This is a genomic window from Cupriavidus taiwanensis LMG 19424, assembly GCF_000069785.1.
Lineage (GTDB): Bacteria > Pseudomonadota > Gammaproteobacteria > Burkholderiales > Burkholderiaceae > Cupriavidus > Cupriavidus taiwanensis.
On the sequence record NC_010530.1, the window covers coordinates 80,490 to 102,018 of the forward strand.

Genomic DNA, 21,529 nt, shown 5'->3' on the forward strand with positions numbered 1-21,529 from the left:
CCAAAGGGGGCCGCAAGCCGGCATCCCACCGAACCAGGAGACCAGCCATGCCATCCAGCGCCGCGCGCGACATCCCCCCGCAACACCCGGCCGCGCCCGCTGCGGCCGCCGTCCATCCGGTGCCGGACCGCCAGGGCGGCAGCCTGTTCGCCGCCGACCCGGACCTGCGCGCGCTGCTGCCGCTCTACCTGCCGCCGGACCTGTTCAGCCACCTGCTGCCGCACCTCGAGCGCATGGGCGCGCTGGCCGGCGGCGTGCTCGACGAGCTGGCCGGCGTGGCCGACCGCAACCCGCCGGAACTCAGCTACCGCACCCGCGCCGGCGTGGATGCGCAACGCATCGACAAGCATCCGGCCTATGTCGAGATGGAGCGCGTGGCCTTTGCCGAATTCGGGCTCGCCGCGGCCTCGCACCGCAGCGGTGTGCTGGGTTGGGACCAGCCCATGCCGCCGGCGGCAAAGTACGCGCTCACGTATCTGTTCGTGCAGGCGGAGTTCGGCCTGTGCTGCCCGCTGTCGATGACCGATTCGCTGACGCGTACGCTGCGCAAGTTCGGCGACCCGGCGTTGGTCGGGCGCTTCCTGCCCAACCTGACCACGCAGGTCTTTGACGACCTGTATCAGGGCGCGATGTTCATGACCGAGCAGGGCGCCGGCTCCGACGTGGCCGCCACCGCCACCCGCGCGGTGCGCGATGCCTCGGCCGAGGGCGGCTGGCGCCTGCTGGGCGACAAGTGGTTCTGCTCCAATCCCGATGCCGCGCTGGCGATGGTGCTGGCGCGCGTGGAAGACGAGGCCGGCAACGCCGTGCCCGGCCACAAGGGCGTGTCGCTGTTCCTGCTGCCGCGCAAGCTGGCCGATGGCAGCGCCAACCACTACCGCATCATCCGGCTGAAGGACAAGCTGGGCACGCGTTCCATGGCCAGCGGCGAGATCCGGCTGGAGGGCGCGCATGCGTGGCTGGTCGGCGAGCCCGGCCGCGGCTTCGTGCAGATGGCGGACATGATCAACAACTCGCGCCTGTCCAACGGCGTGCGCGCCGCCGGGCTGATGCGCCGCGCGCTGACCGAAGGCCTGTTCATCGCGCGCGAGCGCCAGGCCTTCGGCAAGCGCCTGCAGGACATGCCGCTGATGCGCCGCCAGCTGCTCAAGCTGACGCTGCCCACCGAGCAGGCGCGCACCATGGTGTTCCAGACCGCCGAGGCGCTGCGCCGCGCCGATGCCGGCGAGGCCGACGCCTACGCGCTGATGCGCATCCTGACCCCGCTGATCAAGTTCCGCGCCTGCCGCGACGCGCGCAAGGTCACCGGCGACGCCATGGAGATTCGCGGCGGCTGCGGCTATATCGAGGAGTGGAGCGACCCGCGCCTGGTGCGCGACGCCCACCTCGGCTCGATCTGGGAAGGCACCAGCAATATCGTCGCCCTCGACGTGCTGCGCGCGGTGCGGCGCGAGGGCGCGCTGCCGGTACTGCAGGCGCACCTGGCCGGGCTGCTGGCCGATACGCCGATGCAGGCCGGTGCCCGCGCCGTGTTCGAGGGCGCCATCGCCAGCGCCGCCCAGCTTGCCGGGCACGCGGCCGCGGCCGGTGCCGACGGCGAGCTGCTGGCGCGCCAGGCGGCCTCGGCGCTGTACCACGTGACCAGCGCGGTGGCGATGGCCTGGGAAGCCGGCCGCATCGGATCGGTGCGCCGCATGCGGCTGGCGCAGCTGGTGCTGCGTCACCGCGTGCTGCCGCAGGACCCGCTGGCGGCAAGCGAGGAGCCGGCATGGCTGGCCGAGACCGTGGCGCCCCCCGCTGACGGCTTGGTGCGCGCCGCTGGCGTGGTCGCCGACGTCAACGTGTTCTGACGCCGTATTCGTTCCCCACTGTTTGCTCCGCCCTCCTGCAAGCGGGAGGGTGAGCACCCCGCCCCGAAGACGCCCCATACCATCCCGCCTCCGCGGGAGACGTCCTACACCAGGAGACAACGCCATGAAACTCTGGCAACGCGTCGCGGCCATCGCCGCGTGCTCGCTGTTTATCGCCCCCGCCTTCGCACAGAAGGACTTCCCCACCAAGCCGATCATGATGGTCGTCACCTATCCGCCGGGCGGCCCCACCGATGCCATGGCGCGCACGCTGGCCGCCGCGCTGAAGACCAGCCTGGGCCAGCCGGTGGTGGTCGAGAACCGCGCCGGCGCCGGCGGCAATATCGGCGCCGAAGCGGTGGCGCGCGCCGAGCCCGACGGTTACACGCTGATGTTCGGCACCTCGGCGCCGCTGGCGATCAACGTCAGCCTGTACCGCAAGATCAACTACGACCCGGTCAAGAGCTTCACCCCGGTGATCCAGATCGGCCAGCTGCCCAACGTGCTGGTGGTCAATCCGTCGGTACCGGCGAAGAACGTCAACGAGCTGATCGCCTACGGCAAGGCGCACCCGGGCAAGCTGACCTATGCCTCGTCCGGCAATGGCGCTTCGTCGCACCTGGCGGGCGTGCTGTTCAACAACGTCACCGGCACCGATTTCCAGCACATCCCGTACAAGGGCACCGGCCCCGCACTGAACGACCTGCTGGGCGGCCAGGTCAGCATGACCTTCACCGACGTGCTGACCGCGATGCCCTTCATCAAGAGCGGCAAGGTGCGCGCGCTGGGCGTGACCACCAGGGCGCGCTCGCAGGCGCTGCCCGACGTGCCGACGGTGGCCGAGCAGGGCGTGCCGGGGTTTGACGTGTCGGTGTTCTTCGGCGTGGTCGCGCCGGCTGGCACGCCGGCGGAGGTGGTCGGCAAGCTCAACCGCGCTTTTGCCGACGCGCTGAAGCAGCCCGAGGTGCGCAAGACGCTGCAGGCGCAAGGGCTGGAGTTCGCGCCGTCGACCACGCCGGAGCAGCTCGGCAGCTTCGTCAAGGCCGAGGTTGGCAAGTGGCGTGCCGTGGTGCAGAAGTCCGGTGCCCAGCTTGACTGAGAACGCCAGGAGGATTGCAGCCATGACCCAAGCCCGTCCCGGCGCGCTCGCCGGCATCCGCGTGGTCGACCTGTCGCGCATCCTGGGCGGCCCGTACTGCGGCCAGATCCTGGGCGACCACGGCGCCGACGTGCTCAAGATCGAACCGCCGCAGGGCGACGACACCCGTACCTGGGGGCCGCCGTTCAAGGACGGCGTGGCGTCCTACTACTTCGGCCTGAACCGCAACAAGCGCGTGATGCGGCTGGACCTGACCGCCGAGCCGGACCGCGAGGTGCTGCTGGCGCTGCTGGCCGAGGCCGACGTGCTGGTCGAGAACTTCAAGACCGGCACGCTGGAGAAGTGGGGGCTGGGCTATGACGAACTGTCGGCGCGCTTCCCGCGGCTGGTCCATTGCCGCGTGTCCGGCTTCGGCGCCGACGGTCCGCTGGGCGGCCTGCCCGGTTACGATGCCGCGATCCAGGCCATGTCCGGCATCCTGAGCATCAACGGCGAGGCCGACGGCGATCCGCTGCGCGTGGGCCTGCCGGTGGTCGACATGGTGACCGGGCTCAACGCCGTGATCGGCGTGCTGCTGGCGCTGCAGGAGCGCGCCCGCAGCGGACGCGGGCAGTTCGTCGAGGCCGCGCTGTATGACTCGGGGCTGTCGCTGCTGCATCCGCATGCGGCCAACTGGTTCATGAGCGGCAAGACGCCGCAGCGCACCGGCAATGCGCATCCCAACATCTATCCGTACGACACCGTCGCCACGGCCACCGACCCGGTGTTCCTGGCGGTAGGCAACGACCGGCAGTTCCGCATCCTGTGCGAGCACCTGCAGGTGCCGGCGCTGGCCGACGACGAGCGCTACGCCACGGCCGGCGCGCGTTCGGTCAATCGCGCCGCGCTGAAGGCCGAGCTGGAAGCGCGCATGCGCATGCTCGACGGCAAGGCGCTGGCGGATACGCTGGTGGCCGCCGGCGTGCCGTGCGCGCCGGTGCTGTCGGTGGCGGATGCCTTGCAGCATCCGCATACGCGGCACCGCGAGATGGTGGTGGAGATGGAAGGGGGGTACCGGGGGCTGGGTGCGCCGGTGAAGCTGAGCCGGACGCCGGCGAGCTACCGGTATGCGCCGTTGACGGAGGGCGAGGCGTTTCTGGACGCCGAGTTTGCCGACAACGCCTGATCCACGCTTGTTATCTCCCCTCTCCCATTTATGGGAGAGGGGCGGGGGAGAGGGCCAGAGTCTCCACGAAGTAAAAGCCGTCGCACTTGCATACGCCGGCCCTCTCCCCCAACCCCTCTCCCGCAGGCGGGAGAGGGGAGCACACCGCCAGCATCGACGCCTGGTCCGTCACCCCGGAATCATCCCCGGCAGCCAATACGCCTGCACCATCGTGATCACGCCGATGATCACCGCGAACAGCAGGCTGTGCTTCACGGTAAAGCGGAACAGCTCCGACTCCTTGCCCACCAGGCCGGTCGCCGCGCAGGCCACCGCGATCGATTGCGGCGAGATCATCTTGGCGGTGACGCCGCCGGTGGTGTTGGCCGCGACCATCAGCGTGTCGGACACGCCGATCTGGTGCGCGGTGGTGTTCTGCAGCGCGCAGAACAGCGCATTCGACGAGGTGTCGGACCCGGTCAGGAACACGCCCAGCCAGCCCAGGAACGGCGAGAAGAACGGGAATGCCGCGCCGGTGCCGGCGAGCAGCAGCGCCAGCGTCGACGACATGCCGGAGTAGTTGGCGACAAAAGCGAATGCCAGCACCAGCCCGATCGACAGCACCGGGCGCGCCAGTTCCACCAGCGTTTCACCGAACGTGGCCAGCAGGTCGCGCGGCTTCATGCGCAGCAGCACGGCGGAGATCAGCGCGGTCAGCAGGATCGCGGTGCCGACGGCGGAGAGCAGGTCGATCTTCAGCACCGCGTCATAGGCCTTGGGCGTGGCCACGATCGGCGCGGCCTTGATCACCAGCTGGTCCAGCCCGGGGATCTTGAACTTCAGCACCGTGCCGGCCAGCGCGCCGTTGGCGGCGAACAGCGCCTTGAACGGCTGCAGGCTCCACACCGTGACGATGGCGGTCAGGATGCCGAACGGCGCCCACGCGCGCAGCGTCTGCGCCAGCGTGTAGGGCGATGCCTTGCGGCTTGCCATCGCGCCGCCATAACTGCCGCCAATATCGCCGCCAAAGCCCGCCAGCGCGACCGTGCCGCCGCTGACGTTGCCCGCGCTGCCGCCCGCGCGCTGCGATGCGCTGCGCGGCTGCCACACCTTCAGGAACGCCGCCAGCGACACCAGGCTCACCAGCGCCGAGGTGATGTCCGGCAGTTCCGGCCCGATATGGTTGGAGGTGAAGTACTGCGTCACCGCAAAGCTGCCGCCGCACACCAGCGCCGCCGGCCAGGTCTCGCGCACGCCCTTGGCGCCGTCCATCATGAATACCAGCCAGAACGGCACCAGCAGCGACAGCAGCGGCAGCTGGCGACCGGCCATGGCGCCGATATGGAAAGGGTCGATGCCCGTCACCTGCCCGGCCACGATGATGGGAATGCCCATCGCGCCGAACGCCACCGGCGCGGTATTGGCGATCAGGCACAAGCCCGCGGCGTACAGCGGATTGAAGCCCAACCCCACCAGCAGCGCCGCGGTGATCGCAACCGGCGCGCCGAAGCCTGCCGCGCCTTCGAGGAAGGCGCCGAAGGCAAAGCCGATCAGCAGCATCTGCAGGCGCTGGTCGTCGGTGATCGACAGCACCGAGGCGCGGATCACATCGAACTGGCCGGTCTTGACCACGATCTTGTAAAGGAACACCGCGGTCACGATGATCCATGCAATCGGCCACAGGCCGTAGGCAAAGCCGAATCCGGCCGAGGCCAGCGCCTGCTGCGCGGGCATGCCATAAGCGAAGATCGCCACGGCCAGCGCCAGCAGCAGCGTCACCGCCGCGGCGACATGGCCCTTCATGCGCCAGACCGCGAGCGCGATAAAGAAGAACAGGATGGGGATCGCTGCCGCCAGCGAGGACAGCCACAGGCTGCCTAGCGGTGTGTAGAGTTGGGTCCAGGGTTGCAAGGGTGGTCTCCTTTGGTGGTGGTTCAAAAATTCTTGTTTTGTGTGCGAGTACCGAGGCCGTCTCAGTTCCCGCTTGTTTGCTCCCCTCTCCCGCTTGCGGGAGAGGGGCGGGGGAGAGGGCAGGCCGTCGTCATGCGGCAGCGTTGTACTTCGTCGATGCTCCCGCCCTCTCCCCAACCCTCTCTCGCAAGCGGGAGAGGGAGTACACAGTGGGAAGCGTCAGTGCTGTACTGCGCCGCGCCTGCTGTCGCCTACTCCGGCTGCCCCTTTTCCTTCAGCAGGTCCGCCAGGCTCTTCGCCGCCGGCTTCAGCGGCGTGCGGTGCTGCGTCCATCCCATCTGACGCGCCGGTGTCAGCGCGCGCAGCCGCGTCGCGGCCCAGCGGAACAGCCGGTACGTGGCTGGATGCGAGTACGCCCCGCTCCAGAAGCGCCACACCAGGTGTTCACCCCGGCTGTACTTAGCGCCCTGCCCGCGCAGGGGATTCGCCACCTGCTCGTCGGGGTCGCGGTTGGCCTCGGTGCGCAGGCGCACCAGCAGCTGCGGGATCGGGATGCGCACCGGGCAGACCTCGCCGCAGGCGCCGCACAGGCTCGAGGCGGTGGCCAGGTCGGCGGTGGCGTCCAGCCCCAGCAGATGCGGCGAGATGATCTTGCCGATGGGGCCGGGATAGGTAGTGCCGTAGGCGTGGCCGCCGATGCGGGTATAGACCGGGCAGTGGTTCATGCAGGCGCCGCAGCGGATGCATTGCAGCGTCGCGCGCAATTGCGCGTCGGCATACGCCTGGGTGCGGCCGTTGTCGAGCAGCACCAGGTGGACTTCGCGCGGGCCGTCGCGCTCGCCGGCGCGGCGCGGGCCGGAGATCAGGTTGAAATAAGTGGTGATGGCCTGCCCCGTGGCCGAGCGCGTCAGCAGCGTCGACAGCGGCACGATGTGCTCGAGCCTGGCCACCACCTTCTCCATGCCCATGATGGCGATATGCACATCGGGCACGGTGGTGGACAGCCGGCCGTTGCCCTCGTTTTCCACCAGCCACAGCGTGCCGGTGTCGGCGGCGGCGAAGTTCACGCCGGACAGGCCGATGTCGGCCTCGACAAAGGCCTGGCGCAGCGCGCGGCGGCCGGTCTGGATCAGCGCGTCGACGTCTTCGGTATAGGGCGTGTCGGGGATATGCTCGGTGAACAGCTGCGCGATATCGCCCTTGGTCTTGTGGATCGCCGGCATCACGATATGCGATGGCTTCTCGCCGGCCAGCTGGACGATGTACTCGCCCATGTCCGACTCGATGCAATCGACGCCGCGTTCGGCCAGGTAATGGTTCAGCTCGACTTCCTCGCTGGCCATCGACTTGCCCTTGATCACGCGCGTGGCCTGCCTGGCGCTGGCGATGCCGTGGATGATGGCGTTGGCCTCGTCGGCGGTCTCGGCCCAGTGCACCTGCACGCCGGCGGCGGTCAGATTCTGTTCCAGCTGCACCAGCAGGTCCGGCAGGTTGGCCAGCGCGTGCTGGCGCACCGCCTCGCCCAGGTCGCGCAGGCGTTCGAGCTCGTCCGCGTCGGGGAACTGCGCCAGGCGCTTGCCTTGCAGGAAGTCCATCGCGCCGCGAAAGCTCTGGCGCAGCTTGGGATCGTCCAGTGCCGCGCGGGCGCGCGCCTTGAACGCCTGCGGCGCAACGAATTGCAGGGTCTGCTCGCTCATCGGGTGGTCTCCGCAGTATCGGTCTCGATCACCACCCACAGCCGGCGCGGACCATGCGCTCCGTAGGCCAGGGTCTGCTGGATGTCCGAGGTCTTGGACGGGCCGGACACCAGTACCAGGTTGGTCGGCATGCCGTCGGCCCAGCGCTCGACGCGCGCGGCCATATGCAGGTCGTCATGCAGGGTCGAGGCGCGCACCAGCGCGACATGCAACGGCGGCACCAGCGACACCGTGCGCGGCGAGCCCGCGTCAGGCGCCAGCACCAGCGTGCCGGTGGCGGCGATGCCGGAGCGCGCCACGGTAAAGCCGGCATCGACGGTGTCGAACAGTTCGGCTTTCCACGCCTCGATCGGGCGGTCATAGCCGATGGCATCGATACCGGCCGGCAACGCGGCTGCCAGCGCCGCGCCGGCCACGGTGGCCGGGTCGAGCAGCAGGCGCCTCACGCCCGCCCTGGCCAGTTCGGAAGCCAGCAATGCCGGCCAGGCGCTGGCGTGCGCGCACCACACTTCGGCATGCAGGCCCTGCAGCGCGGCCTGCATCGCGGCGACGCGTGCGGCCGTCGATGGCATGCCGTGGCGGCGTGCTTCGAAATGGCTGTCGATGCGGCGGTCCAGATCCGTCGTCTGCGGCGACGGCACGGGCGCGGCGGCGCGCAGCCGGCCCAGCATGCGTTCACGGGCGCCGGGCGTACTCATGCGGCACCTCCGGTACGTCGCCACAGGAAGCTGGCGAGGTGTTCGACCTGCAGCGGCGCGCGGTCGTGCGCGGCGGTATGGCCGATATTGAGCAGGCAGCCGCAGTCGGCCGAGACCAGGCGGTCGCAGCCGGTGGCGCAGGCCGCGGCCACCTTGTCGCGCACCATGGCACCGGAGATATCGGGATGCTTGAGCGAGAAGGTGCCGCCGAAACCGCAGCATTCGGACTCGCGCGCATGCTCCACGCGGGTCACCCCCGGCAAGGCGTCGACCAGGGCCACGCCGTGCTGGCGCGTACCCATTTCTCGACGGGCGCCGCATGAGGTATGCAGCACGATGCGCTCCTGCGGCTGGGCTCCCGGTGCGGCAGCGCCGAAGTCCACCTTCAGCACGTGCAGCAGGAACTCGCCCAGCTCATACACACGCCCGGCCAGTTCGCGCGCCTTCGGGCCGGCCACGGGATCGTCGGCAAAGAGCTGCGGCCAGTGGTGGCGCATCATGCCGGCGCACGAGCCGGACGGCACGATCACCGGCCACGGCTGGCCGAACAGGTCGAGCTGGGCGCGCGCCACCGCACGGGCCGCGTCGGGATTGCCGCTGCTGTAGGCGGGCTGGCCGCAGCAGCTCTGGCCGCGCGGGAAATGCACGGTCAGGCCTTCGCGCTCGAGCAGCCGCACGGCATCGAGGCCGGCCTGCGGCACGAACATGTCGACCAGGCAGGTGGCAAACAGGTAGGCCTGCGTGGGGGCAGGGCCGCTGGGGTACTGACGATCCTTCATGTCTCGCTCCACACGTGCTGGGTCGCACGTTTGGGCGCATAATTCCCGCTTCCGCGCGGCGCTTCAAATTGGTCGGACCAATTCAGAATGCGCGCCGCGCACGTTCAGGAACGAGGGATAACGGCATGACGGCAGCCAGGCACGGGCACGCCCGCGGACGCGTGGAGTCGGTGATGCGGCGCATGGAAACCGCGCTGCTCGACGGCACCTGGCCGCCCGGCACCCGTCTGCCGGCCGAGCGCACGCTGGCCGAGCAGTACGCGGTGGCCCGCAACACCGTGCGCGAGGCCATCCAGCGGCTGGCCGCGCGCGGCCTGCTGCAGAGCCGGCGCGGCGCGGGCGTCTATGCCACCGACCAGCTGCGCGCCGGCATTGCTTCGCCGTGGGGCCAGCTGGTGGCCGACCATCCCGCGCTGCGCGAAGACATCCTGGAGTTCCGCCGTGTGCTCGAGGGCGCGACTGCCTATTTCGCGGCGTTGCGCGCGGATGCCGCCGACGTGAAGCGCATCCGCGCGCTGATGGCCGAGCTGGAACGCGCGCGCACCGCCGACGACAAGCAGGCCGAGGCCGATGCCGATGCACAGCTGCATGACGCCATCGCGCAGGCCTCGCACAACACCATGTTCCTGCACCTGCATACCAGCGTGATCGGCATGCTGCGCGAGCACATCACCATCAACGGCACCGGCCTGCGCGAACAGGACGACGGCGCCTCGGACCTGCTGTTGCTGCAGCACCGCACGCTGTGCGACGCCATCTGCGCGCGCCGTCCCGAAGAGGCGCGCACGGCGATGCAGACGCATATCGACTTCGTGCGCAGCCGGGTGGAGCAGGACGGGGCCTGAATAGCGGGTAGAGGCCCAAATGCCGTTCAGTTAAGGGATCCATCACTACCGTCATTCCCGCGCAGGCGGGAATCCAGCGTCTTTCACGTCCCCTCCGTGAAGAAAGTCACTGGGTTCCCGCCTGCGCGGGAACGACGGTCGTTACCTGAACGGCATTTGGGGAGAGGCCCGCTTATTGGTCCTACCACCGGCCCGGCGTGCCGGCCACTGCCTTCAGACCAGCCCGGCGCCCGCGAGCTCGCGCTTCAGGTACGCATAGAAGATCGGCCCGGCGATCACGCCCGGGATGCCGTACAGCGTTTCCATCAGCAGCATCACCATCAGCAGTTCCCACGCCGCGGCCTGGATGCGCGCGCCGATGATGCGCGCATTCAGGAAGTACTCGAGCTTGTGGATCACCACCAGGAACACCAGCGATGCCACCGCGATCGGCAGCGACACTGACAGCGAGGCCACCACGATCGCCGTGTTCGAGATCAGGTTGCCCAGCACCGGCAGCAGCCCCGCCACGAAGGTGATCACCACCAGGGTCTTGGTCAGCGGCAGGTGCACGCCGAACAGCGGCAGCACCAGCAGCAGGTAGACCGCGGTCAGCACGGTGTTGATGGTGGAGATCTGGATCTGCGCGAAGATGAACTGCGAGAACGCCTGCTGCAGCGTGCGCGCCCGCGCCACCAGCGCGGCGGCCAGCGGGCGCCGGTTGGGGCGCGCCACCGCGCGGTACAGCGCGACCATCGCGCCGATCACCAGCCCGATCAGGATATGCACCAGCGTGCGCAGCACTTCGGCGCCCAGCTTCTGCGCCATCGCGGCGTGCTCGCGCAGCGTGTCGATCAGCGTGTTGGCCAGTTCGTCGACGCCGTTGGGCAGCGCGTCGCTGAGCCACGGCGGCAGCTGCCCGCGCGAGCGGTCGATGATGTCGGCGACGTGGTTGAGCAGGCCGTCCAGGGTATTGCCCTCGCCGCTGACAAAGCGCACCAGCAGCCAGCCCGCCAGCGTCAGCCCCAGCAGGATCAGCGCCGACAGGATCGCCACGGCGAGCGCGTCGTGGCGCTGGTGCAGCCGCTTCAGGCGCGGGGCCAGCACGTCCACCAGCGAATACAGCAGCAGCCCGGACAGCAGCGCCGCGACCAGGTTGGCATGCAGCACGGTCCAGAGCGCCAGCGCGGTCAGCAGGTAGGCGACGGTGCCGACGCTGTACCACGCGGCCGGCGGCAGGCGCGGCGTGGCGGTCGGTTCGGGGTCTTTCATCGGTGTCTCCGGCATGCAATTTGCTGAAAGGAATTCCTGGATCCTCGCCGATCCAGATGTAATGGCTGCGTCAGCCGCGGCTTGGGTCCCCCGGCCGCCGCGACCTCGCGCCACGACGTGGGGCCGATGTTGGCATATCGGCACACGCAAAGGCTGTCTATATTAGGGGGAATCGTGCGCGGCCCGTGGTTCGCCGCGTAGTCCTTGTTGTCGCCAAGCCTTGGGAACGCAACGCATGGCCTACACCCATACCATCGGCAACCACCGCCACGTCTTTGCCGACCTGCGCACGCTGCTGGCCAGGGCCAGCCCGGCGCGCTCCGGTGATGCGCTCGCGGGCCTCGCCGCGCAAAGCGAACAGGAGCGGATGGCGGCCAGGCTGGCGCTGGCCGACGTGCCTCTGACGCGCTTCCTCAACGAGGCGCTGGTGCCCTATGAAGAAGACGAGGTCACGCGCCTGATCCACGACCGCCACGACGCCGCCGCCTTTGCCGCGATCGATGCCACCACCGTGGGCGACCTGCGCAACTGGCTGCTGCGGCAGGAGACCGACAGCGCCATGCTGGCGCGTGTCGCCCCGGGCATCACGCCGGAGATGGCGGCGGCGGTCAGCAAGCTGATGCGCAACCAGGATCTGGTCGCGGTGGCGCGCAAGTGCCAGGTGGTCACGCGCTTTCGCAGCACCGTCGGGCTGCCGGGCCGGCTGGCGGTGCGGCTGCAGCCCAACCATCCGACCGACGACCCCAAGGGCATCGCCGCGTCGATCATCGACGGGCTGCTCTATGGCTGCGGCGATGCCACCATCGGCGTCAATCCGGCCTCGGACAACCTGGGCGCGATCGTCTCGCTGCTGCGCATGATCGATGAGCTGCGCAGCCGCTTCGACATCCCCACGCAGTCGTGCGTGCTGACCCATGTCACCAACACGCTGCGCGCGATCGGCCAGGGCGCGCCGGTGGACCTGGTGTTCCAGTCCGTGGCCGGCAGCGAGCGCGCCAACGCGGCCTTCGGCATCAGCCTGTCGCTGCTGGCCGAGGCGCACGACGCCGCGCAGGCGCTGGCGCGCGGCACCGTGGGCGACAACCTGATGTACTTCGAGACCGGCCAGGGCAGCGCGCTGTCGGCCGACGCGCACCACGGCGTCGACCAGCAGACCATGGAGGCGCGCGCCTATGCGGTGGCGCGCGCGTTCTCGCCGCTGCTGGTCAATACCGTGGTGGGCTTTATCGGGCCGGAGTACCTGTACGACGGCAAGCAGATTATCCGCGCCGGTCTGGAAGACCACTTCTGCGGCAAGCTGATGGGCGTGCCGATGGGCTGCGACGTCTGCTACACCAACCATGCCGAGGCCGACCAGGACGACATGGATACGCTGCTGACGCTGTTCGGCGTGGCCGGCATCAACTTCATCATGGGCGTCCCCGGCGCCGACGACATCATGCTGAACTACCAGAGCACCTCGTTCCACGATGCGCTGTACCTGCGCGAAGTGCTGGGGCTGCGTCCGGCGCCGGAGTTCGAGGCCTGGCTGCAGCGCATTGGCATTGCCGATGGCGCGGGCCGGCTGCTGGAGCCCGCGGCGCGCCAGCCGCTGCTGCAGATGGCCCACACCTTGTAAGGCGCCGAGATGACAGCCAAACGCCAGGCTCCCGTCCGTCCCGACCCCGCGGCCGAAGCCGACCCGTGGCAACGGCTGCGCCGCTTCACGCGCGCGCGCATCGCGCTGGGCCGCACCGGCCACAGCCAGCCCACCGACGCCGTGCTGGCTTTCGGCCTGGCCCATGCGCAGGCGCGCGATGCGGTGCACCTGGCGCTGGACGTGGATGCCGTCGCCACGGCGCTGGATGCGGCAGGGCTGCCGCACGTGGCCGTGCACAGCGCCGCGCCCGACCGCGAGCACTACCTGCGCCGCCCCGACCTGGGCCGTCGCCTGGACCAAGCCAGCCGCGCGCGGCTGGATGCAACACGGCCGCAGCAGGCGCCGGACGTGGTGTTCGTGATTGCCGATGGCCTGTCCGCGCTGGCCACGCAGTGCCATGCGCTGCCGCTGCTACAGGCGGCGCGCCAGCGCCTGCCGCAGGACTGGCAGCTCGGTCCCGTGGTGGTGGCCGAGCAGTCGCGCGTGGCGCTGGGCGACGAGATCGGCGAGCGCCTCGGCGCGCGCCAGGTGGTGATGCTGATCGGCGAGCGGCCCGGGCTGAGTTCGCCCGACAGCCTGGGCATCTACCTGACCCATGCGCCGCGCGTCGGCCGCACCGATGCCGAGCGCAACTGCATCTCCAACGTGCGCCCGGAAGGGCTGTCCTACGCGCAGGCCGCCGACCGGCTGGTGTTCCTGCTGCGCGGTGCCGCGGCGCTCGGGCGCTCGGGCGTGGACCTGAAGGACGACAGCGCGCCGGCATTGCCGACCGGCAGCGCCGGGCCAAGGCCAGAGCTCCGCTGAAGACCGCTCCAATCCGCTGAAAACGAAAAACGGCCACCACGCGGGCCGCGACCCGCATGGTGGCCGTTGCCGTCGCACCACCTACATCATGCGGCGCGAGAACTGCCCATGCCCCGCATCCGACATCAGCTGCTTGAACTGGTCGCCGCTCATGTGCACCAGGTCCTGGTGGTCGCCGCCCTCGAAATACACTTCGGGCTGCTGCATCAGGCTGTCGTCCACATAAGTCTGCATGCCGTATGCCATCGCCACCGGCGGAATCGCGCCGAGGTCGCAATCCTTGAATATCTCGCGGATCTCGTCCTCGTGCGCCAGCACCAGGTTGCGCCCGGTCTGTTCGCAGATGGCGGCCATCTGCAGGTGATGGCTCGAAGGGATCACAGCGGCGACGTAGCCGCGTTCATCCTCCAGCAACAGCGTCTTGGCCAGCCGGTCCCCGGGCACGTGCGCGGCCTCTGCCGTGGCCATGCTGCTCAGGGTGTAGGGGTGGCGGATGATGTCGTAGCGGGTGTTCTTGCTGCTCAGGCAGTTTGCGAGCGTGCTAGCCAGGGCCATGGTTGCTCCTTGGTTCCGTATGCGCCGACGGTTTATCCTTGTGCTCCTACTATAGTGCGCCCGCGCCAGGCTGACGGCATGCGGCTAGCGGTGCAGCCGCGGCCACACTGCCTGCAGTTCGGTCTTCAGGAAGTTGAGCAGGTAGCGCGTGGCCAGGGTCTGGTAGCGGTTGGGCAGGGTCAGCATGTAGAGCTTGCTGCCGAACACGCTGATGCGGTAGTCGGACAGCAATGGCACCAGCGCGCCGTGGTCCAGTTCCGCGCCGATCGCATAGAGCGGAAAGATGCCGACGCCCAGGCCGGCCAGCACCGCCTCTTTCAGGAAGGCAAAATTCTCCGAGCTCAGCGTGGGCTCGAGCACCACCTGTTCGCGCACGTCGTCGCTGCCCTCGCGCGAACCTGACGCCTTGAGCTTCTGCCCTACCGGTGACGCGCACACGATCGCATGCGACCGCAGTCCCGCCAGTGCATGCGGCGCCGGGTGCCCCGCTAGATACGCGGGCGAGGCGCAGACGATCCAGTCGACTACGCCGATCTCGGTGGCCACGACCGAATCCGGCGGTGTCGAGATGATGCGCAGCGCCACCTCCACGTCTTCGGACACCAGGTTGTGCACGCGGTTGTCGAACACCACGTCGAGCGTGATGTCCGGGTAGCGCTGCTTGAACCGCACCAGCAGCGGCGACAGCAGCGAATGGCCCAGCCCGGTGGGCACCGACAGCCGCACATGGCCTTGCAGGCTCTTGCCCATATTGCTGATCAGCGCATTGGCCGCCGCGACCTCGCCCAGGATATTGCGGCCGTGCTCGTACAGCCCGGCGCCCACCGGCGTCGGTTCGACATGGCGCGTGGTCCGGCGCAGCAGCTGCACGCCCAGCTCTTCCTCCAGCGCCTTGAGCCGGTAGCTGACATTGGCGCGCGTCATCTTGAGCTTGCGCGCGGCCGCGCTCAGGTTGCCGGCGTCGACGATGTCGACGAACAGGCGCAGGGCGTTCAGGTCCATGGGGTGATCGGGAAAAGACGGGGGCGGTGACAGCCCCCGTATATTGCCATGCCGGCGGCATGGCGCCGCGGGCAATGCCTCAGTGCTCGTGGTGCAGGTACCTGGCCTGGCGCGGCAGGCGCAGGCTGACGCAGAAGGCAATCGCCATCATCGCACTCACGTACCAGTAGAACGCGGTTTCGTGGCCCAGCGTCTTCATGCCGAGCGCGACATATTCGGCCGAGCCGCCGAAGATCGCGTTGGCAATGGCATAGGCCAGGCCGACCCCCAGCGCGCGCACCTCGGGCGGGAACATCTCGGCCTTCACGATGCCGCTGATCGAGGTGTAGAAGCTGACGATGGCCAGCGCCGCGGCGATCAGCACGAAGGCCAGTCCCGGGCTGGTGACCGTGCGCAGCGCGCTCAGGATCGGTACCGTGCACAGCGTGCCCAGCGCGCCGAACAGCAGCATGTTGCGGCGCCGGCCGATGCGGTCCGACAGGGCGCCGAACAGCGGCTGCATGCACATGTACAGGAACAGGCAGCCGGTCATCACGTAGCTGGCGGTCTTGATCGACATGCCGGCCGTGTTGACGAGGTACTTCTGCATGTAGGTGGTGAAGGTGTAGAAAATCAGCGAGCCGCCGGCGGTGTAGCCCAGCACGGTGAAGAACGCCGCCTTGTGGTGCCGGAACAGCCCGGCCACGCTGCCGGCTTCCTTGCTGCCGCGGCTGGCGGCGGACGAGGTCTCGTGCAGCGTGCGGCGCAGGAACAGGGCCACCACCGCGGTGACGGCGCCGACCACGAACGGAATGCGCCAGCCCCACGCCTTCAGCTGCGCCTCATCCAGCAGCTGCTGCAGGATCACCACCACCAGCACCGCCAGCAACTGGCCGCCGATCAGCGTCACGTACTGGAACGACGAGAAAAAGCCGCGCCGGCCGCGCAACGCCACCTCGCTCATATAGGTGGCGGTGGTGCCGTATTCTCCGCCGACGGACAGGCCCTGGATCAGCCGCGCCAGCAGCAACAGCGCCGGGGCCCAGTTGCCGATGCTGGCATGGGTGGGCAGGCAGGCGATCAGCAGCGAGCCGGCGCACATCATCACCACCGAGATCAGCATCGAGTTCTTGCGGCCGTGGCGGTCGGCAATGGTGCCGAACAGCCAGCCGCCGATGGGCCGCATCAGGAAGCCGGCGGCGAACACGCCGGCGGTATTGAGCAGCTGCGCGGTGGGATCGGACTTGGGGAAGAACGAGGGCGCGAAGTAGATCGCGCAGAAGGCGTACACATAGAAGTCGAACCATTCGACCAGGTTGCCCGACGAGGCGGCGACGATGGCATAGACGCGCTTGCGCACGTCTTCACGGTCGGGCGACGCCGTCTGGGCTGAGGTAGCGGTGAGATCGGTCATGTTGTGGTCTTGGCAGTCAGGGCGGTGCAAGCCGCCGCGGAGGGGTCGCGCTGCGCAGTACGGGGCGGGGGATGCCGTAACCGGGGCCGCCTGACGGGAGACGGGGAAGCGGCAAAGGGGAACACACGGGGGCAGGCCGGGCGACAAGCCCGTCGGTCTGGGGCGTGATCTGGCGCGAACTGCGGCGCTATTGGCATCAGCGTAGCGGCAACGGGCCGGCCTGCCCACCCCCTGCGATGTGCTGCGGCGCAGCATTTCCGTGAGCGGCGACGAAGCTAACAGGCTTCGCGGGCGATTGTTCCGTTAAATGGACACTGAAAACCGAATTTGACACCGTTCCGCGCACGCGCAATGCGTTGTTGCGCGCACTGCGGCTTGCACTGTGCGCGGGTCTGGGCAATGATTCGAGCCGGACCCTCAACTGGCCTTCTGCGCCCCCGTTTGCCATGCACCGCTCGCTGCGCCGATGGCTGTGCCTGCCTTTGTTCTTTGCCGGCGCCGGCGTTTATGCCCAGGACCTGGTCGAATGCAAGCGGATCGAGCACGACCAGCTCATCATTGCCTCCCAGGAAACCCTGCTGTTCCTGCGCTGCCGCGCGCGCCAGGTCGCGTACGAGGCGCCGCGCCTGAAGGGTGTGTCGCAACGCGTCAAGGACGACCTGGTGTTCGCCTGCCTGGACCAGGCGGACGCCGTGGAGCACCAGCTGCGCGTGCGCCATGGCTACTCGCGCGAAGCGCTGGCGCGCCAGCGCTGCGAACTGTCCGGCGCGCTCACGCCCGGTGGGTGAAGCCTGAACCTGGCTGGTCAGGCCCAAGCCTCGGACGTTGATGTGATGACGTCGTCTCATTCGAGAGGAGTGGGCGCTAATCCCTTGCTGGCGTTACAGGCTCCGCCTGCGCCGACCGGGGGCTTGCGTTAAGATCGCTTCCTTCCAGCCGTTTTTTGGCGCGCCGTTGCGCTGCATTCCGCGTCTTGCCATGAGCAATCTGAACCAGCAATCCATCCTTTCCGTCCACCACTGGACCGACACCCTTTTCAGCTTCACCTGCACGCGCGACCCCGGGTTCCGCTTTGAAAACGGCCAGTTCGCCATGGTCGGCCTGGAGGTGAACGGCCGCCCGCTGCTGCGCGCCTACAGCATTGCCAGCGCCAACTATGAAGAGACGCTGGAATTCTTCAGCATCAAGGTGCCCGACGGCCCGCTGACCTCGCGCCTGCAGCATCTGCGCGAAGGCGACCAGATCTATGTCGGCAAGAAGCCGACCGGCACGCTGCTGGTGGACAACCTGCTGCCCGGCAAGACCCTGTGGCTGCTCGCCACCGGCACCGGCCTGGCGCCGTTCCTGTCGATCATCCGCGACCCCGACGTCTACGAGCGCTACGACCGGGTCGTGCTGACCCACACCTGCCGCTTCGTCGAAGAACTGGCCTACCGCGAACTGATCCAGGAACACCTGCCACAGCACGAGCACCTGGGCGAAATGGTGCGCGAGAAGCTGGTGTACTTCCCGACCGTGACGCGCGAAGAGTTCGACAACCGCGGCCGCATCACCGACCTGATCGCCTCCGGCGAGCTGTTCGAGCGCCTGGACATGGCGCCGTTCTCGACCGAGAACGACCGCATCATGCTGTGCGGCAGCCCCGATATGCTCAAGGACGTGCGCGCCATCCTGGAAGCGCGCGGCTTTGCCGAAGGCAATATGAGCCACCCCGGCCATTTCGTGCTGGAAAAGGCCTTCGTCGGCTGACGCCAGTCCGCCCCGGCGCGATTCCGCGCCGGGCGCCCCTGTTGTATCCCCAGCGCGCTACACCTCGCGCGTCATCCCCTTCAGGTCGATCCACTCGGCAAACTGCGCCTCGGTGACATGCCCCGAGGCGATCGCCGCCTCGCGCAGCGACAGGTTGCGCTTGACCGCCAGCTTGGCGATTTCCGCGGCGCGGTCGTAGCCGATATGCGGGTTGAGCGCGGTCACCGGCATCAGCGAGCGCTCCAGCAGCTCGGCGATGCGTTCGCGGTCGGCCTCGACACCCTCGACCATATGCTCGGCAAAGCTCGCGGCCGCGCCCGCCAGCAGGCTGACCGATTGCAGCAGGCTGTAGATGATCACCGGCTTGTAGGCGTTCAGCTCCAGCGTACCCAGCCCGTTCGCCAGCGTGACCGTTGTGTGGTTGCCGATCACCCGGCAACACACCATCGCCAGCGCCTCGGCCTGGGTCGGGTTGACCTTGCCCGGCATGATCGACGAGCCCGGCTCGTTGGCCGGCAGCACCAGCTCGGCAAAGCCGGCGCGCGGGCCGGAGCCCAGCAGCATGAAGTCGCGCGCGATCTTCAGGAATGACGACGCGGTGGTGTTGAGCGCGCCCGACAGGTCGGCCAGCGCGTCGTGCGCGGCCTGCAGTGCATAGCGGTTGGGCGCGGGCTCGAACGGCAGGCCGGTGTAGTCGGCCAGCGCGCGTGCAAAGGCAGCGGCAAAGCCGTGCGGCGCGTTCAGGCCGGTGCCCACCGCGGTGCCGCCCTGCGCCACCGGCATCGCGCGCAGCATGGCCTGCTGCAGGCGCGACTGGGCATCGGCCACCTGCGCCATGTAGCCGGAGAACTCCTGCCCCAGCGTCAGCGGCACCGCGTCCTGCAGGTGCGTGCGGCCGACCTTGACGATATCGGCAAAAGCTTCGACCTTGCGCGCGAAGGTCTGCTGCAACTGCTCCAGCGCGGGCAGCAGTTCCTGCTGGATCGCACGCGTGGCGGCGATGTGCATCGCGGTGGGAAAGCTGTCGTTCGACGACTGGCTGGCGTTGACGTGGTCGTTGGGATGCACCGGGGTCTTGCTGCCGACCTCGCCGCCCAGCAGCTGGATCGCGCGGTTGGCGATGACCTCGTTCAGGTTCATGTTGGTCTGCGTGCCGGAACCGGTCTGCCACACCGACAGCGGGAACTCGTCGGGCCAGCGGCCTTCAATGACTTCGGCGGCGGCCTGCTCGATGGCATGCGCGAGTTCGGGCGGCAGCACGCCCAGTTCGCCGTTGGCGCGCGCCGCGCACAGCTTCAGGATGGCAAAGGCCTCGATCAGCGCGGGCGGCATCTTTTCGGTGCCGATGCGGAAGTTCTGGCGCGAGCGTTCGGTTTGCGCCCCCCACAGATGGTCGGCGGGCACGGGCACATCGCCCAGGCTGTCTTTTTCGATGCGGGTGGCGGCGGTGGACGGGGCAGGCATGGGTTGACTCCTTGGCAAGGCGGCGGGCGGCTGGGCCGGAGGACGTGGTGCGGTCCATTAGAATACCGCTTCGCCATGGCGGGTGCCCGCGCCCGGCCGTCCTGCCGCGTGGCCGGCGTTCGCAATCTGTCCCGCCGCATGCTCATCGCCCAGCTCAAATCCTTCTTCATGGTGGCCCGCATCGGCAGCGTCACGCAGGCGGCCAAGCGCCTGGGCCTGTCCCAGCCCACCATCACCGCGCAGATCCGCGCGCTGGAAGAGGCCTACGGGGTGGAACTGTTCCATCGCGGCGGGCGCCGGCTGGCGTTGTCCGACGCCGGACTGGCACTGTTGCCGCGGGTCGAGGCGCTGGTGCAGCAGGAAACCGAGATCGACTTCTTCCTGCGCCATTCGGGCGACCTGCGCACCGGCAGCCTGCGCGTGGGCGCCACCGCGCCGTACTACGTGCTGGAACTGATCCGCCGCTTCAGCGAGCGGTTCCCGGCGATCGACGTGAGCGTGGTCACCGGCAATTCGCAGGAGGTGCTGGAGGCGCTGCAGGAGTACCGCGTCGACCTTGCCACCTCGTCGCAGCGCGTCGACGACGCGCGCCTGTCGCGCATGCTGCTCGGCGTCGATCCGCTGATGCTGGTGGTGCACCGCACCCATGCGCTGGCCGGCCATACCGAAGTGCCGGTGAGCGCGCTGGCGGGCTGCCGGCTGCTGATGCGCGAGCTGGGGTCGACCACGCGCATCGCCACCGAGGACATGCTGGCGCAGGCGCGCGTCAGCCCGGCGGCGCAGATGGAAATCGGCAGCCGGGAGTCGATCCGCGAAGCGGTGATCCGCAACCTGGGGGTTTCGGTGATCGCCCGGCACGAAGTGCCAAGCCATCCCGACCTGCGCGTGCTGGGCTTCACCGATGCTTCGCCGTGCCTGCACGAATACCTGTATTGCCTGCGCGAGCGGCGCGGCGCGCGGCTGATCGATGCGTTTGCCGCGCTGGCGGACACGCCGCCCGCGCAGGGGCGCGGCGCAGGCTGAGCGGGCGCCACCCCGGCGCGCCGGGCGCCGGCGCTACGCCGTCATTTTCAGGCACTGCTCCATGCACACGGCGCAGGCGCGCGCACATTCCTGGCAGTGCTCGGCGTCATGGCGTTCGCATTCTTCCTTGCACCACTTGCAGACTTCGGCGCAGTCCTCGCACACCAGCGGCGCGAACTCGCTGTTGCGCAGCATGTACGACGCGGCCAGCTGGGCGATGCCGGCGCAATCCATGTCCAGCGCAATGCAGCGCGCCATCTTGCGCACGTCCTGTTCTTCCAGGCACGCGGCCGCGCACTTCAGGGCCGCCGCCGCCGCGGCATTGCAGGCGGCAATGCAGTCGGCGTAGCGGGCGGCGTTTTCCTGCACGGTGGGTCGGATCATGGAACGTCCTCCTTGGGGGGTAGGTGGATGGAACCGGCATGCCCCGGAGCGGCAGGCGGCGCATCTGCGTGCGCTCGGGGCATCGTTATCCACAATAGCAGGCGCTGCAGCATCCTGTCGGCCCGGTATTTGCTGCTTGGTGCTGGTTACAATGCCGGATAGCGCGGCAGGCAGGCGGCGGCACACAGGCAGCGCTGCCGTCACCTGCGCGACGGTCCGGGGCACCACCGGCCGGCATTGCG

19 protein-coding genes are annotated in these 21,529 nt (G+C 68.9%); 9 read left to right on the forward strand and 10 right to left on the reverse strand.

Features of this window, described 5'->3' with window-relative positions; genetic code table 11:
• Positions 1-47 precede the first annotated feature (47 nt).
• The 3 genes from RALTA_RS16145 to RALTA_RS16155 all read left to right on the forward strand — a co-directional run bounded on the left by RALTA_RS16145 (position 48) and on the right by RALTA_RS16155 (position 4,114).
• A complete protein-coding gene (locus tag RALTA_RS16145) occupies positions 48-1,850 on the forward strand; it encodes an acyl-CoA dehydrogenase family protein (protein WP_012354938.1) in 1,803 nt (600 codons plus the stop codon).
• Positions 1,851-1,974: 124 nt separating this feature from the next.
• Positions 1,975-2,949: a Bug family tripartite tricarboxylate transporter substrate binding protein gene (locus RALTA_RS16150; RefSeq protein WP_012354939.1), complete on the forward strand. Its 975-nt coding sequence runs from the start codon at positions 1,975-1,977 to the stop codon at positions 2,947-2,949.
• A gap of 22 nt (positions 2,950-2,971) precedes the next feature.
• Entirely contained in the window at positions 2,972-4,114 is a 1,143-nt protein-coding gene (locus RALTA_RS16155; RefSeq protein WP_012354940.1) for a CaiB/BaiF CoA transferase family protein, read from the forward strand.
• A 168-nt stretch (positions 4,115-4,282) separates the two neighbouring features.
• On the opposite strand, the gene RALTA_RS16160 is transcribed toward RALTA_RS16155, so the two are convergent.
• From RALTA_RS16160 to RALTA_RS16175, 4 genes are all read right to left on the reverse strand, one after another.
• Positions 4,283-6,004 (reverse strand): lactate permease LctP family transporter, encoded by a 1,722-nt coding sequence (locus tag RALTA_RS16160; RefSeq protein ID WP_012354941.1) that lies wholly within the window; start codon positions 6,002-6,004, stop codon positions 4,283-4,285.
• Between the two features lie 251 nt (positions 6,005-6,255).
• On the reverse strand, positions 6,256-7,701 hold the full coding sequence (locus RALTA_RS16165; protein WP_012354942.1) for a LutB/LldF family L-lactate oxidation iron-sulfur protein: 1,446 nt from the start codon (positions 7,699-7,701) through the stop codon (positions 6,256-6,258).
• Complete coding sequence (locus tag RALTA_RS16170) at positions 7,698-8,399, reverse strand: LutC/YkgG family protein (RefSeq protein ID WP_012354943.1); 702 nt, start codon at positions 8,397-8,399, stop codon at positions 7,698-7,700. Before RALTA_RS16170 ends, RALTA_RS16165 begins: the two co-directional genes overlap by 4 nt.
• Entirely contained in the window at positions 8,396-9,178 is a 783-nt protein-coding gene (locus RALTA_RS16175) for a (Fe-S)-binding protein (RefSeq protein ID WP_012354944.1), read from the reverse strand. The genes RALTA_RS16170 and RALTA_RS16175 overlap by 4 nt, the downstream gene beginning before the upstream one ends.
• A 125-nt stretch (positions 9,179-9,303) precedes the next feature.
• Here RALTA_RS16175 and RALTA_RS16180 point away from each other — a divergent pair, with 125 nt between their 5' ends.
• Entirely contained in the window at positions 9,304-10,023 is a 720-nt protein-coding gene (locus RALTA_RS16180) for a FadR/GntR family transcriptional regulator (protein ID WP_012354945.1), read from the forward strand.
• 213 nt (positions 10,024-10,236) lie between these two features.
• On the opposite strand, the gene RALTA_RS16185 is transcribed toward RALTA_RS16180, so the two are convergent.
• On the reverse strand, positions 10,237-11,274 hold the full coding sequence (locus RALTA_RS16185; RefSeq protein WP_012354946.1) for an AI-2E family transporter: 1,038 nt from the start codon (positions 11,272-11,274) through the stop codon (positions 10,237-10,239).
• 235 nt (positions 11,275-11,509) lie between these two features.
• Here RALTA_RS16185 and RALTA_RS16190 point away from each other — a divergent pair, with 235 nt between their 5' ends.
• Both RALTA_RS16190 and eutC read left to right on the forward strand, forming a co-directional pair.
• The gene (locus tag RALTA_RS16190; protein WP_012354947.1) at positions 11,510-12,892 is read left to right on the forward strand and encodes an ethanolamine ammonia-lyase subunit EutB; all 1,383 of its coding nucleotides are present in this window, start codon (positions 11,510-11,512) and stop codon (positions 12,890-12,892) included.
• Between the two features lie 9 nt (positions 12,893-12,901).
• A complete protein-coding gene (gene eutC / locus RALTA_RS16195) occupies positions 12,902-13,717 on the forward strand; it encodes an ethanolamine ammonia-lyase subunit EutC (protein ID WP_012354948.1) in 816 nt (271 codons plus the stop codon).
• A gap of 81 nt (positions 13,718-13,798) precedes the next feature.
• Here the strand turns inward: eutC and RALTA_RS16200 are convergent, their stop codons facing one another.
• The 3 genes from RALTA_RS16200 to RALTA_RS16210 form a co-directional block, all read right to left on the reverse strand.
• Positions 13,799-14,272 carry an aminoacyl-tRNA deacylase gene (locus RALTA_RS16200; protein WP_012354949.1) on the reverse strand — a complete coding sequence of 158 codons (474 nt, stop codon included), beginning with the start codon at positions 14,270-14,272 and terminating at the stop codon, positions 13,799-13,801.
• Positions 14,273-14,356: 84 nt separating this feature from the next.
• Complete coding sequence (locus RALTA_RS16205; protein WP_012354950.1) at positions 14,357-15,274, reverse strand: LysR family transcriptional regulator; 918 nt, start codon at positions 15,272-15,274, stop codon at positions 14,357-14,359.
• Positions 15,275-15,353: 79 nt separating this feature from the next.
• Positions 15,354-16,667: an MFS family transporter gene (locus RALTA_RS16210; protein WP_012354951.1), complete on the reverse strand. Its 1,314-nt coding sequence runs from the start codon at positions 16,665-16,667 to the stop codon at positions 15,354-15,356.
• Between the two features lie 446 nt (positions 16,668-17,113).
• On the opposite strand from RALTA_RS16210, the gene RALTA_RS16215 reads away from it, so the two are divergent.
• Together RALTA_RS16215 and RALTA_RS16220 are read left to right on the forward strand one after the other, a co-directional pair.
• On the forward strand, positions 17,114-17,455 hold the full coding sequence (locus tag RALTA_RS16215; RefSeq protein WP_232347832.1) for a hypothetical protein: 342 nt from the start codon (positions 17,114-17,116) through the stop codon (positions 17,453-17,455).
• Between the two features lie 190 nt (positions 17,456-17,645).
• Positions 17,646-18,416 (forward strand): ferredoxin--NADP reductase, encoded by a 771-nt coding sequence (locus tag RALTA_RS16220; protein WP_025586169.1) that lies wholly within the window; start codon positions 17,646-17,648, stop codon positions 18,414-18,416.
• Positions 18,417-18,473: 57 nt separating this feature from the next.
• Here the strand turns inward: RALTA_RS16220 and fumC are convergent, their stop codons facing one another.
• Positions 18,474-19,880 carry a class II fumarate hydratase gene (gene fumC / locus RALTA_RS16225; RefSeq protein ID WP_012354954.1) on the reverse strand — a complete coding sequence of 469 codons (1,407 nt, stop codon included), beginning with the start codon at positions 19,878-19,880 and terminating at the stop codon, positions 18,474-18,476.
• Between the two features lie 138 nt (positions 19,881-20,018).
• Here fumC and RALTA_RS16230 point away from each other — a divergent pair, with 138 nt between their 5' ends.
• Positions 20,019-20,903: a LysR family transcriptional regulator gene (locus RALTA_RS16230; protein WP_012354955.1), complete on the forward strand. Its 885-nt coding sequence runs from the start codon at positions 20,019-20,021 to the stop codon at positions 20,901-20,903.
• 33 nt (positions 20,904-20,936) lie between these two features.
• On the opposite strand, the gene RALTA_RS16235 is transcribed toward RALTA_RS16230, so the two are convergent.
• Positions 20,937-21,287 carry a four-helix bundle copper-binding protein gene (locus tag RALTA_RS16235; RefSeq protein ID WP_012354956.1) on the reverse strand — a complete coding sequence of 117 codons (351 nt, stop codon included), beginning with the start codon at positions 21,285-21,287 and terminating at the stop codon, positions 20,937-20,939.
• Positions 21,288-21,529: the final 242 nt, after the last annotated feature.